The following is an 11,927-nucleotide window of genomic DNA, read 5'->3' as shown; positions in this document are numbered from 1 at the left end:
GCGGATGGAAACCGGGTGCCTGTTCTACAAGATGCGCGCGGGCAAGCACCGACTGGGGCCCCGGACGCGTGCGAGGGTCGACGAGATCGACTTGGCGGCAAGGACCGCCTACGCCGCTTTCCTGCGGGCGCGCGACGAAGCAGGTGAACTGAGAGAGGGGCTTTCTGTCGAAGCCGCGGCGGCCTATCTGGGCGAACAGATCGGCCTCGCCATCACTCAACGCGCTTCAGGCGAGACGCCGACACATGTTCGAGAGATGCTGAAACTTGCGCTTTCGGTTCTAAGGCGCAGTCCTGGCGAAGTGAGCGACTGAACGGACCACAGACGACATTGCTTTAGGTGCGACCGCTCGGTGACAGTGAATTCTCTGTATTGCTTCGAGAGTTAAAGTTGGTAATCCTGTCTATCTGGTCCACCTTCAGACGGATAGGGCTTGCCAGCGCCAAATGCTGAGGCTTCTAGACGGAATTCCGTGGAGCAACTCGGCGCCCACCCTGAGACTTGGGCCGGAATCGGGAAAACACGCAACCTCGGCATACCCCGATTAGCCGACCTTGGCGCAGCCTGCAGCGAAAGTCCGCTTCCCACCCATCATGTCACGCGTGCGACGTTTCTACATTCGCAATCCGCCAGCGCACCGCAACCTCGGCGACTACTCACCCGGCGGCTCCTCCCGCTCCAGCAGCATCGCCGGTTGGACGTTGAGCGCCACTGAGACATGCCACAGCGTTACGATAGTGACGTTCTGTCTGCCGCGTTCCATGGCGCTGACATGCGCGCGGTCGACATCCATCAGCGCCGCGAGCGCGGCCTGGCTGAGGCCGGCGCGCCGCCGGTGCAGCTTCAGGTTTCGACCGAACACGGCGCGGATATCCATCCGCCGACAGAAAACGCGTCGCGTATTTCGGTGCGACGCACTATAATACTCATTTGACCAGCGCACCGCACCGGGCTTGCGTTCGAGCCGGTTCGTGGAGGATGTTTCACCAGTGCCCTGTCGGGCGCCAAGGGGGCACATGTCGGCGCCAAACAGGATAGGCATCGCAGCGACTGCGCCGAAGGGCGACGCCCTGACCGTCTATGATCGCGCCAACGTCAAGCTCTACATGCGCCTGCTCGACGCCGAGACGAGCGGCGCGACTCTAGCGGAGATTGCGCAGGTTCTGTTCGACATCGACGCCGAGGCCGAGCCTGACCGCGCGCGCGACGTCGTCGAGACGCACCTTGCCCGCGCACGCTGGATGACCGAGATCGGCTATCGCCTGCTGCTGGCCGAGCGCGAGGACTGACGCCGGCGTCGAACTTCCGCTGCAGAGCCGGTCTCGCGCTAAAGTTGTATTTCCTTGGCCTTCAATCGGTGGACGCGCAGCAGCGCCGACCCTATTTCCCTTCAGGTTCCGGCTAACCGAGGCGCGGAGCATCGCCATGACGCGGGACTGGCGGGACGATCACGCCTACGACGTCTTCGACCGGCTCGACCTCTCGGGTCTCGCCTGGGAGTGCCTGCGCCGCAACAGCCGCTACAGGAAGGAGTACCCCCTGCTGGGACGGGGGCTCGCCTCCCCGGCCGGCTGGGGGTTGCGATTTCCCGGTTGATCCGGAGCTGGCGGCGCCCCGCGCGCCGGTGTTCTGGACGCCGAAGGCGGCGCCGGCCGCGGTAACGCTGCTCGCGCCGGTTGCGGACCCGGACAGCGACTCGGTCACGCTCGATCCGGACGGTGTTGATCTCCGCCGCGAGGCCGACGGCCTGCTCTTCCTCCGGTTGAAGACCGGCCAGCTGCTGGCGCTTCGTCCCGCCGATCTCCGCAAGCCAGTCGGCATCCTGCTGCCGCTCGACGACCGCTGGCCCGCGCGGCGGGCGAACGCCGCGCGGCTGCGGGCGCGTCTGATGGGCCTTCGGGCGCCGCCCGATCCGCTGACGCTGCAGCAGCGCCGCCGCATCGCGATGGCGCTCCGGGCGCTCGACGGGCGCGAGGCGGAGGCGGTCCTCCGCACCATCGCCGAGCATCTTTATGGCGAAGAGCGTGTCGGCGCCGAGCCCTGGAAGACGAGCCCGCTGAAGGCCCAGGTCGTGCGCCTGATCGCGCATGGGCGGCGCCTGACGGAGGACGGTTACCGCGCCCTTCTTCGCGGCCAGCGTCCGACCGGACGCCGCCGGCGCGACGACTGACCGCTCGGACGAAGACCGATCCGCGGCCTCTCAACCCCCGATCTCGGGGGGTGACGATTTCCAGGACCGATCTTCGTCATCCCCCCTCCGCCCCGATCTTCGCTTCACTTACCCCCGGTAACCCGGCGCAACTCCGCGGCGGGACCGAGCACCCGGAGGCCCTTCGCCATGCCCGACCCGAACCCGTCCCTGCCGCCGCGCTATCTTCGCACGCCCGAGGCGGCGCGCTTCCTCGGCCTATCGGGGCGCACGCTCGAGAAGCACCGGACCTACGGCACAGGCCCGCGCTATTCCAAGATCGGCGGCCGCGTCGTCTATGCGCTCGGCGACCTTCAGGCCTGGGTCGCCCGGGGCGGCAAGACCTCGACCTCGGACGAGAGCGGCGAGACCCTGCCGCCCGCCAAACGCCACGCGGCCCTAGCCCCCGCCTATCTGCGCTCGCGGCGCTGACGCGATGCGCACGACTGTCGATCTCACCTGGGACGAGGGGCGCGTCGAACGCTGGATCCGCTTCGGCCGGATCGCCGAGGAGACGATCCTGACGCGAGCAGAGAGGCGCGTCTCCTTCGATCCCGGCGCCGTCTTCGCGCTGATCCGCTGGGCGTCGAACGCCTATGGCACGGTCGAGAGCCGGATCGACATCCTGTGCGCCGTCGAGGCGGGCGCGCCCTGCGCGACAGTGCCCTTCGTTACGCCCGGCGGCGAGATCCTCCTGCGGCTCTCCGGCTGGCCGAAGGTCGAGGCGGCGCTCGCCGCCATCGAGCGGGTGGAGAGCTGCGGCGTCGCGCCGGAAGACGCCTGCCCGGATCATTGGCGGCACCTCCACAACCGGCTGACCGCGGGCCTGACGCCACGCCTCTACGCGCCGGCCCGGCACGCCGCCTGGCTGAAGCGTCGCGGACTGGCGCCATGACCCGCGCCGCTCCTCCTCTTCTCGGTGCGGGCGTCGCCATCGCGCTCATAGTCGCGTCGCTGCCGGAACGGGCGCCGCGGTTCCTCTGGAACGCCTCCGCCAGCCTGCCGATCGGCCTCTATGCGCTGACGCCGCCGGGCGCCCTCGAGCTCGGCGATCTGGTCGCCGTGCGGCTGCCGCCGGACCGCGCCGACTGGGCTGCGTCGCGACGCTATCTCGGGCGGAGCGCACTGCTCCTGAAGCGCGTCGCGGCGATGCCGGGCGCCGTAATCTGCCGGTCCGGTGGCGCGATCCTGATCGACGGAGTCGCCGTCGCCACGGTTGTCGTCGCCGACAGTCATGGACGACCGATGCCCATCTGGCGAGGCTGCCGACGGCTGGGAGTGGGACAGGTGTTCCTCCTGCTCGCCGAGATCCCCAACAGCCTCGACGGGCGCTACCTCGGCCCGACGGGGATCGCCACCATCGTCGCATGTGCGCGCCCGATCTGGACGCGGGGAGGCTGAACCGATGTGGGTTCATCCGCCAGTCTCGCGCCGCGCAGCCTGCACGGGAGTTGCAGCCGGGCTGCTTTTCGCCAGTGCGATCTTTGCGCCTGGAGCGACCGTTGGGCAGCCGGCGGAAGCGCGCCCGCTCGCCGCCGCCGCGCCGGAGATCGACCGCCATATCGCCGAGGCCGCAGAGCGGTTCGGCCTCCCGCCGCACTGGATCCGCGCCGTCGTCGCGGTCGAAAGCGCCGGCGATCCGCGGGCGGTCAGCCGCGCCGGGGCCATGGGGCTGATGCAGGTCATGCCCGCCACCTGGGCCGAGCTCCGCGCCGCCCACGGGCTCGGCGATGACCCGTTCGATCCGCGCGACAACGTCCTCGCGGGCGCAGCGTACTTGCGGGAGATGCTCGACTGGTTCGGCTCCCCTGGCTTCCTCGCCGCCTACAATGCGGGGCCCACACGCTACGCCGAGCATCTCGCTACGGGTCGCCCCTTGCCTCGAGAGACCCGCGATTATCTCGCCGTTCTGGCGCCGATGATCAACGAAGACGCAGGGGTTTCACCTCCGCAGTCCTTTCTTCCCGACGCGATCGATTGGCGGGATGCTCCGCTCTTCGTCTCGGCGCCCGTCGCGCGTCGCGCTGACGTCGAAGACGCTTCCGGAAGCGTCGCGGGATCGGCTCCTTGGGGGCTCTTTGCGCCGCTCCAGACCCGGAGGGCGCCATGAGACCCCCGTGCGCGTTCCGGCGTGTTCCGGCCTGCGATGTCGCGGTGACGGCAGGCCGGGCAGGATCGGCGCGAGTCCAACGGGAAGGATCGCAAGATAAAAGCGGCGCCGCAGGCGGGCCGCATGCTGTTGTTCTTGTGGCGACATTTGCGCGGCGCCCACCGCACCCATGCGGCAATGCGAGGCCCAAGCCCCTGAGACCGCGCGGCTTTCGGCGCGGCGGCGCTACCCGCGCGGAGGCGGGAGCGTGACGCGCGGCGACGACGATCTCCGCATCCGCCCCGGGCGCATCCGCGACGGCGGCCCCTCTACCCGCCGGGCCACCCGCTTCGTCGCCGAGGTCATGCGCGCGGCCCGGAAGGAGGGGCATGCCGGCCATCGTTTCGGCGCAGCGGACCGCGCCGGGGCGACCGGCGGACGCGGTCGCTTCGCCCGCACCGCCGCGGGGCTCTCCCGCTCCAGCCGCCGCGTCCTCGTCAAGGCCCGCATCGTCCGGCATGGCGGCGCGAAGCTCAGGTCCGCCCCGCTCGCCCGGCACATCCTTTATCTGCGGCGCGACGGGGTCGGCCGGGACGGACGGGACGCCGATCTCTTCAGGCGCGACGGTGACGGTGTCGACGGTCGCGCCTTCGCCTCTGCTTGCAAGGACGACCGGCATCACTTCCGCTTCATCGTCTCGCCCGAGGACGCTCATCGGCTCGGGGACCTCCGCGCCTTCACCCGTGACCTGATGGCCCAGGCCGAGCGCGACCTCGGCACAAGGCTCGACTGGGCGGCGGTCGATCACTGGAACACCGACAATCCGCATGTCCACATCCTGGTCCGGGGCAAGGCCGAGGACAGACGCGACCTCGTCATCGCGCGCGACTACATCGCCCACGGGCTGCGCTCCCGGGCCGAGGCGCTGATCGGGCTTGAACTCGGCCCCCGCAGCGCGCGCGAGATCGCGGGAGATCTGGAGCGCCAGGTCAATGCCGAGCGTTGGACCGATCTCGACCGCTCCTTGCGCTCGCTTGCCGACGACCACGCCGGCGTCGTCGATCTCCGCCGCGGCGCGCCTGAGCCGCGCGATCCCGAACTCCGCCGCCTGATGATCGGCCGCGCCGGCAAGCTGGAGCGACTGGGGCTGGCGACGCCGGTCCTGCCCGCCGTCTGGGAGCTTAAGTCCGGGGCGGAGGCGACGCTCCGCGACCTCGCCCTCCGCGGCGACATCATACGGACGATGCACCGCGCAATGGCGGGCGGCCCGGAGCGCGCCGCCTCCGACTTCGTGATCGACGGCGTGCCAGCCTCGCCCATTCTCGGCCGGCTCGTCGCGCGTGGCCTGCAAGACGAGCAGCACGGCGTCGCCTTTGCGGTCATCGACGGGGTCGACGGGCGGGTCCATCATCTCCGCTTCCCCGACATCGAGGCGACCGGCGACACCGCCCCGGGCGGCGTCGTCGAGACCCGGCTCTGGACGCCGAAGGCGGGCGGGCGCGCCCGGCTGGCGCTGGTCGGCCGGTGCGATCTCGATCTCGCCGCCCAGATCGAAGCCGAGGGCGCGACCTGGCTCGACCGCATCCGGCTCGCCCGCGACCCGGCGCCGCTGAGCGGCTCGGGCTTCGGCGCGGAAGTGCGGGACGCGCTCGACCGCCGAGCCGAGCGGCTCGTCGCCGGGGGACTGGCCCAGCGACAGGGTCGGCGCGTCATCTTCGCCCGCGACCTCCTCGCCACCTTGCGCGCCCGCGAGCTCGACACGGCCGCCGCCCGCCTTTCCGCCGAGACCGGCCTGCCGCGACACCGGTCGCGGGAGGGCGATCCGGTCGAGGGAACCTTCCGCCGCCGCCTCGACCTCGCCTCGGGCCGCTTCGCCATGATCGAGGGCTTTGGCCCGGAGGGCGGGCTCGGATTCTCTCTCGTCCCCTGGAGCCCGCAGCTCGACCGCCACCTTGGCCGCTCGGTGACCGGAACGGTCGGTTCCGGCGGCGGCGTCGACTGGGCCCTCGGCCGAAGCCGCGGCCTCGCGCTCTGACCGGAAGGACCGCCGATGCCTCGTCCCGCCGCCTCGCCCGCCACCGCGATCCTCTGGGGCCAGATCGTGATCGTCAGTCTGGTGGTGCTCGTCTTTCTGCAGGCCGCCACGCAATGGACGGCCTTCCGCCTCGGCCATCAGGCGGCGCTCGGCGCGCCGATGGCCGATCTCTTCGGCTGGCCGGTCTACCGGCCCTGGGATCTCTTCCTCTGGTGGTACTGGTACGACGCCTACGCCCCGGCGATCTTCGTCGAGGGCGCCGTGATCGCCGCCTCGGGCGGGATCGCCGCGATCCTCGTCGCCATTCTCCTCTCGGTTCTCCGCGCCCGCGAGGCGAGCGACGTCACCACCTACGGCTCCGCCCGCTGGTCGACGCCCGCCGATGTGACCGCCGCCGGGCTCTACGGCGAGGACGGCGTCGTGCTCGGGCGGCTCGAACGGCGCTACCTCCGTCACGACGGGCCCGAGCACGTTCTCTGCTTCGCGCCGACCCGCTCGGGCAAGGGCGTCGGCCTCGTCATCCCGAGCCTCCTGACCTGGCCCGGCTCCGCCATCGTCCACGACATCAAGGGCGAGAACTGGACCCTGACCGCCGGCTGGCGCGCCCGCCTCGGCCCGGTCCTCCGCTTCGATCCGACCGACGCGGGCTCCGCCGCCTACAACCCGCTCCTGGAAGTCCGCCGCGGCGCCCGCGAGGTGCGCGACGTCCAGAACATCGCCGACATCCTCGTCGACCCCGAAGGCCAGCTCGAGCGGCGGAACCACTGGGAGAAGACCAGCCATTCGCTGCTCGTCGGCGCGATCCTGCATGTGCTCCATGCCGAGCGCGACAAGACGCTGGCCGGGGTCGCGACCTTCCTCTCGGATCCGCGCCGCCCGATCGCGGCGACGCTCGCGGCGATGATGCGCACGCCCCATCTCGGGGACCGGCCGCATCCCGTCGTGGCGCAAGCCGCGCGCGAACTCCTCAACAAGTCGGAGAACGAGCGCTCGGGCGTCCTCTCGACCGCGATGTCCTTCCTCGGCCTCTACCGCGACCCGGTCGTCGCCGCCGTCACCTCCCGCTGCGACTGGCGGATCGCCGACCTCGTCGCCGGGCCGCGCCCCGTGACGCTGCACCTCGTCGTGCCGCCCTCCGACATCTCGCGCACCAAGCCGCTGGTGCGGCTGATCCTGAACCAGATCGGCCGCCGCCTGACCGAGGAGCTGGAGGCGAAAGGGCGCCGGCATCGCCTCCTCTTCATGCTCGACGAGTTCCCGGCGCTCGGGCGGCTCGACTTCTTCGAGAGCCAGCTCGCCTTCATGGCGGGCTACGGGCTGAAGGCCTTCCTGATCGCCCAGTCGCTGAACCAGATCGAGAAGGCCTACGGGCCGAACAACGCGATCCTCGACAATTGCCATGTCCGCGTCGCCTTCGCGACCAATGACGAGCGGACCGCGCGGCGGCTCTCCGACGCCCTCGGGACCACGACCGAGCTCCGGGCGATGAAGAACTACGCCGGGCACCGCCTCTCGCCCTGGCTCGGGCATCTCATGGTCTCGCGGCAGGAGACGGCGCGGGCGCTCCTGACGCCGGGCGAGATCATGCAGCTGCCGCCAGAGGACGAGATCGTGCTGGTCTCCGGCGCGCCGCCGATCCGGGCGCGCAAGGTCCGATACTATCTCGACGCGCAGTTGAAGGCGCGGATCACCTCGCCGCCGGGGCAGTCCGTGCCGATCCCGACCGCCGGGGCGCCGCCTGACGACTGGAGCGCACTGCCCCTGATCGCAGCGCCTGCAACGGCGCCTGCAGCTACCGATGCTGATCCCGAGGACGAGGACGGCGGCATCCGACGCGCACCCGACCTCCCCGAACACGAGGACATCGCCCCCGATCGCGCCGCGCCCGAGGCGGAGTTCGTCGCGCCCGATGACGACGCCGATGACGAAGCCGCCCGCGCCCGCGCCCTTCGCGCCCGATTCCGGAACGTCGCGCGGCAGGCCGCGATGGATCCGGATGACGGGATCGATCTCTGAGGAACGCCGCCATGCGCAAGCAGAAGGTCACCGCCTATCTCGACGCCCGGCTCGCCGACGACCTCGAGGCGCTCGCCGCCCGGCGCCGCGTTCCCGCCACGCGGATCGTCGAGGCCGCCCTCGCCTACTTCCTCTCGCCCGACGGCGCCGAGCAGAGCGAAGCCGCCATCACCCGTCGTCTCGACCGCATGACCCGCGCCATCGAGCGCCTCGAACGCGATCAGGAGATCTCCGCCGAGGCGCTTGCGCTCTTCATCCGATTCTGGCTCACCGCCACGCCGCCGATCCATGACGAACTCCGCGACGCCGCTCAGGCCAAGGGCAAGGAGCGTTACGCCGGCTTCGTCGATGCGCTCGCGCGTAGGCTCGCGAAGGGGACGACGCTGGCGAGGGAGGTGAGCCGGGAGGTCTCCGCGGAAACGGAATCCGAATGAGATGCTCGACGCCGGCCTCTATCGCATCCTTGTAATCTGGTGCGCTCAACCGACTTCGCGACCGCCTGACAGTCAATCCCGAACCACCGCGCCGCTGCGGGCCGGCTCACGCCATCCCGCTGCTCAACCACTAGGACCTTCAAATACAACTCCAAACCGTAAATCCTTCCGACCCCGGACCAACCATCAAAAAAGTGAACCGTGCCAAGGGCGGGAAATTACCAGGCCCTGCCTGGATGATCCAAGCGGTTCCGTGGCCGGTTATCGCGGCGTCCTTCTGAACCACCTCGTCCAGCGTCATTCTCTTGTAGCCATCGTCGTCTCCGGTTTGCGCTCCAAGTCTTGCAAACCGAACCTCTATCGAGAACTGGCGATTGCCGCCCCGCGGAAGCCCGGTCGCGCGCTGCGCTACGCAAGGGCTCCGGGCGCGGCCTCCTTGTAGGCCATCAGCCGGGGCGATGCGGCGCCTGACGGAGTGCGGTCTACCTCCGATGGTTCATCCGCCCCCGGTTTTCACGAGGACGAGGTCGTCGCGCATCTCGTCCGGAGCGAGGATGACGGCGAGCCCTGAACGCGATCCCGGAACCCCGGTTTCGTGGTCCTCCACGCGCACGATCCAGTCGCCCGGAAAGACGTTCTCGAAGAGGAAATAGCCGCCCGTGAGGCTCCGGGTCGTCTGCCGCGAGGTTCCGTCGCTCCGCTCCAGCACGACCGTCGCATGGGCTGTTCCGCTCTCGCTGTTCGCTGTCGAGGCGATCACTCGTCCCGACAGCATCGCGCCGGGCGCTACGGCGACGGACAGTTCCGCCGGAACCCCGGGTCTCGGCGAGACCGACGCCGCGGCGGGGCTCAGCGCGAGAAACGGGTCTGCGTCGTCGAGCCCTGTCAGTTCGATGAGAGTCGCTCTCCCCGGAGCGAGACCGGAGATGATCGCCGCGCCCGTCTCGTCGATCGGCGCGCTGCCAGGCCGGCCATCGACGAGGAGCGCCACCGAGGCGCCTGCGCCGGACTCGCCGTCCCCGCCGGCGAAGGGCGTTCCGTCGACGCCGGCGAGGCGCAGCCTCGCCATCCCCCGGTCGGTTTCCTTCCTGTCGCGCAGCACCGGCCACGCGCCCGTCCTCGTGTCGCCACCGAAACTGACGCCGACGCCAAAGTTGGCCGACCATCCGCCCCGGTCGTCGAGAGACGCGGCCACGCCGAAGGAGCCGAACTCAGTATCCCACGCGAGGCTGCCATTCGTGGCGTGCGCGCCAGAGTTCAGATCGTAGCTCGACGAGACGGCGAGGTTCGCGTCGCGGCCGATCCGCGAGGTCAGCGCGGCCTCCAGACGATCGAGGCGGGGGTCGCCCGAGGTCTCCATCGAGCCCTCTGCGCGCAGCCGCGCGTTGGCGCCGAAGAGCGAAAGAGACGCGAGCGAAGAGAACTGGACCCGATCCGCGCCGCCGACCCGCCACAGCTCTCCGACATGGGAGAAGCTTATCGGCCCGAGACGATGCCGAAACGAGGCGTCGATGCGTTCCTCGGTCTCGCCCCCGACCAAGTCGACCCATTCGTACTCGGCGGATATCGACCCAAGCCACCCGAGCGCAGTCGAGGCCCCGACCCTGAACGACTGGAGGGCGTCGCCGCCTGCCTCGCGCTTGACCGGGCTGTCGAAACCCACGTCGAAGCGGCGGTATCGGGCATGGAGACCAACGGACCTGAGGCCAACGGCGGTGGCGAGTTCCGCGGCGGAGAAGCCGTTCGAGTCCAGAGCGAAGCCTGCCTGGGCCGTGACCGGCCCGAGGCCGGATCGGGCGAGCAGCCCCAAATGGCGCGTCGGCTCCGAGCCTTCCGCGCCGGCCTCCAGGTCGAAGAAGCCGAAGGCGCCAAGGGTCAGCGCGCTGTCAACGCCGTAGTCGACGGCGAACTGCAGGCTGGGCCCCTCGTCGACGCCGTCGCCGGCCAGATCGAACACGGGAGCTCCGCGCTCCAGCAGCACTCCGTCGAACCGCCATTCCCCTGCGGGCAGGGCTCCTGCTGCGATCGTCCGCGTCGCCGAGATCTCGCGCGTCCGGCCGTCCGGCGCGTAGAGGACCACGCGGTAATCGTTGGCCCCGCCAAAGAGGGGCAGATCCTCGAAGGCGAAGCGCCCTTCCGGGCCGACCCGCTGGAAGTCGATCAAGGTGGAGCCGAGATAGAGTTCGGCGTCCCAGCCGGGGGGGGCGTCGCCGGCGACCCGGGAGACGTCGAAGCGAGAGTCGCGCTCGAACACGTCGCTGCTCAGCCGCAGCCCGCGCCCTTGGCCGCCGGAGCGCACCAGCGGGGCCCAGAGACCTTCGACGTCCCCGATCTCGGCGCGGGAAAGGCGATCGACGCCGAACACGCCGCCGGTCGGGGAACTCCGACCACTCGTCCACCGGAGGCTCCCGATCCCGCCGTCCTTGTCCCCCGAGAAGCTGACGCGGTGACCGAGGCGCAGGGCCTCCATCTCGAATCGTCCCGAGGCCGTCGCGCCGAGGTCGCCCCCGGAGTTCACCGACAGGCCCAGCTGCAGCTCGCCCTCCGGAGGCGCGAGCATGACGTAGGGCGTCTCGACGGCGACGGCGACCGGCTCTTCTCGACTGTCGAGGCCGAAAGTGCTCCAACGCCGCTCCCGCATGGCGCGGAGATCTGCGGGCAGCGGCCTCGCGCTCACGACTTCGAGCGTCGAGGCGTCCTGCGAAAGCGTCGTCTCCAGGCCGAAGACCTCCGCGATCAGGCCCGAGGCGACGAGCGGCCGGCCATCGACGAGCATCGCCGTTTCGGGCGCCCATTCCCGAGCGCGGCCGTTCACCTGAAGCCGCTCGGATCTTGCATCGATCCGGATCGTCCCGTCCGCCGGCGGCAGTTGCAGGGTGACGGAGCCGTCGTCGGCGACATCGACAAGGCCCTCGGCGGCCCGTACGATCGCGACGACCGGCACGAGCAGCGCGCCCGTTTCGGTGACCGCGACGTCCTCGAACTCGGAGGCGCCGCGCCCGTTTACCGAAACCGCCACGAGAAGAACGGTTTCGCTCGCGGCGATGGGGCGCGCGAACGCCGCCACGGCCAGTATGAGGGCCACCCGAACGACTCTTGACATGGGGACGCGTCCTCTTCGCCAGAGCGCGAGGCGTCTCCGGGTTCTCGGGGCGTGGGCGCGCA

At 70.3% G+C, this 11,927-nt stretch carries 13 protein-coding genes; 11 read left to right on the top strand and 2 right to left on the bottom strand.

Annotated features, from left to right (window positions below):
- A partial coding sequence (locus tag ACE37J_RS21925) for a hypothetical protein (RefSeq protein WP_409716049.1) occupies window positions 1-313 on the top strand: 313 nt, incomplete at its 5' end.
- Window positions 314-652: 339 nt separating this feature from the next.
- On the opposite strand, the gene ACE37J_RS21920 is transcribed toward ACE37J_RS21925, so the two are convergent.
- Entirely contained in the window at window positions 653-877 is a 225-nt protein-coding gene (locus ACE37J_RS21920; RefSeq protein ID WP_409716046.1) for a helix-turn-helix domain-containing protein, read from the bottom strand.
- Between the two features lie 139 nt (window positions 878-1,016).
- Here ACE37J_RS21920 and ACE37J_RS21915 point away from each other — a divergent pair, with 139 nt between their 5' ends.
- The 10 genes from ACE37J_RS21915 to ACE37J_RS21870 all read left to right on the top strand — a co-directional run bounded on the left by ACE37J_RS21915 (window position 1,017) and on the right by ACE37J_RS21870 (window position 8,762).
- Entirely contained in the window at window positions 1,017-1,289 is a 273-nt protein-coding gene (locus ACE37J_RS21915) for a DNA -binding domain-containing protein (RefSeq protein ID WP_409716043.1), read from the top strand.
- Window positions 1,290-1,425: 136 nt separating this feature from the next.
- The gene (locus ACE37J_RS21910) at window positions 1,426-1,596 is read left to right on the top strand and encodes a transcriptional regulator domain-containing protein (protein ID WP_409716040.1); all 171 of its coding nucleotides are present in this window, start codon (window positions 1,426-1,428) and stop codon (window positions 1,594-1,596) included.
- 28 nt (window positions 1,597-1,624) lie between these two features.
- On the top strand, window positions 1,625-2,170 hold the full coding sequence (locus ACE37J_RS21905) for a DUF2285 domain-containing protein (RefSeq protein ID WP_409716037.1): 546 nt from the start codon (window positions 1,625-1,627) through the stop codon (window positions 2,168-2,170).
- 168 nt (window positions 2,171-2,338) lie between these two features.
- Window positions 2,339-2,620 carry a helix-turn-helix transcriptional regulator gene (locus tag ACE37J_RS21900; protein WP_409716034.1) on the top strand — a complete coding sequence of 94 codons (282 nt, stop codon included), beginning with the start codon at window positions 2,339-2,341 and terminating at the stop codon, window positions 2,618-2,620.
- A gap of 4 nt (window positions 2,621-2,624) precedes the next feature.
- Entirely contained in the window at window positions 2,625-3,083 is a 459-nt protein-coding gene (locus tag ACE37J_RS21895) for a DUF2840 domain-containing protein (protein ID WP_409716031.1), read from the top strand.
- On the top strand, window positions 3,080-3,589 hold the full coding sequence (locus ACE37J_RS21890) for a S26 family signal peptidase (RefSeq protein ID WP_409716028.1): 510 nt from the start codon (window positions 3,080-3,082) through the stop codon (window positions 3,587-3,589). The genes ACE37J_RS21895 and ACE37J_RS21890 overlap by 4 nt, the downstream gene beginning before the upstream one ends.
- Window positions 3,590-3,593: 4 nt before the next feature.
- On the top strand, window positions 3,594-4,298 hold the full coding sequence (locus tag ACE37J_RS21885) for a lytic transglycosylase domain-containing protein (protein ID WP_409716025.1): 705 nt from the start codon (window positions 3,594-3,596) through the stop codon (window positions 4,296-4,298).
- Window positions 4,299-4,545: 247 nt separating this feature from the next.
- Entirely contained in the window at window positions 4,546-6,312 is a 1,767-nt protein-coding gene (locus ACE37J_RS21880; RefSeq protein WP_409716022.1) for a relaxase/mobilization nuclease domain-containing protein, read from the top strand.
- Between the two features lie 15 nt (window positions 6,313-6,327).
- Window positions 6,328-8,328 carry a conjugal transfer protein TraG gene (locus ACE37J_RS21875; RefSeq protein ID WP_409716019.1) on the top strand — a complete coding sequence of 667 codons (2,001 nt, stop codon included), beginning with the start codon at window positions 6,328-6,330 and terminating at the stop codon, window positions 8,326-8,328.
- Window positions 8,329-8,339: 11 nt separating this feature from the next.
- Entirely contained in the window at window positions 8,340-8,762 is a 423-nt protein-coding gene (locus ACE37J_RS21870; RefSeq protein WP_409716016.1) for a CopG family transcriptional regulator, read from the top strand.
- A gap of 496 nt (window positions 8,763-9,258) precedes the next feature.
- Here ACE37J_RS21870 and ACE37J_RS21865 read toward each other — a convergent pair whose 3' ends face one another.
- On the bottom strand, window positions 9,259-11,865 hold the full coding sequence (locus ACE37J_RS21865) for a stalk domain-containing protein (protein ID WP_409716013.1): 2,607 nt from the start codon (window positions 11,863-11,865) through the stop codon (window positions 9,259-9,261).
- Window positions 11,866-11,927 lie beyond the last annotated feature (62 nt).

Source organism: Pikeienuella sp. (genome assembly GCF_046290545.1).
Lineage (GTDB): Bacteria > Pseudomonadota > Alphaproteobacteria > Rhodobacterales > Rhodobacteraceae > Pikeienuella.
The sequence above is the reverse complement of the archived record's forward strand: the minus strand, read 5'-3'. Positions and strand labels throughout refer to the sequence as shown.

Bases quoted from the DNA above. Each gene is read 5' to 3' on its own strand.
- ACE37J_RS21920 (WP_409716046.1), bottom strand. From the start codon at position 877: ATGGATATCCGCGCCGTGTTCGGTCGAAACCTGAAGCTGCACCGGCGG.
- ACE37J_RS21875 (WP_409716019.1), top strand. From the start codon at position 6,328: ATGCCTCGTCCCGCCGCCTCGCCCGCCACCGCGATCCTCTGGGGCCAG.
- ACE37J_RS21885 (WP_409716025.1), top strand. From the start codon at position 3,594: ATGTGGGTTCATCCGCCAGTCTCGCGCCGCGCAGCCTGCACGGGAGTT.
- ACE37J_RS21865 (WP_409716013.1), bottom strand. From the start codon at position 11,865: ATGTCAAGAGTCGTTCGGGTGGCCCTCATACTGGCCGTGGCGGCGTTC.
- ACE37J_RS21900 (WP_409716034.1), top strand. From the start codon at position 2,339: ATGCCCGACCCGAACCCGTCCCTGCCGCCGCGCTATCTTCGCACGCCC.
- ACE37J_RS21915 (WP_409716043.1), top strand. From the start codon at position 1,017: ATGTCGGCGCCAAACAGGATAGGCATCGCAGCGACTGCGCCGAAGGGC.
- ACE37J_RS21910 (WP_409716040.1), top strand. From the start codon at position 1,426: ATGACGCGGGACTGGCGGGACGATCACGCCTACGACGTCTTCGACCGG.
- ACE37J_RS21895 (WP_409716031.1), top strand. From the start codon at position 2,625: ATGCGCACGACTGTCGATCTCACCTGGGACGAGGGGCGCGTCGAACGC.
- ACE37J_RS21870 (WP_409716016.1), top strand. From the start codon at position 8,340: ATGCGCAAGCAGAAGGTCACCGCCTATCTCGACGCCCGGCTCGCCGAC.
- ACE37J_RS21890 (WP_409716028.1), top strand. From the start codon at position 3,080: ATGACCCGCGCCGCTCCTCCTCTTCTCGGTGCGGGCGTCGCCATCGCG.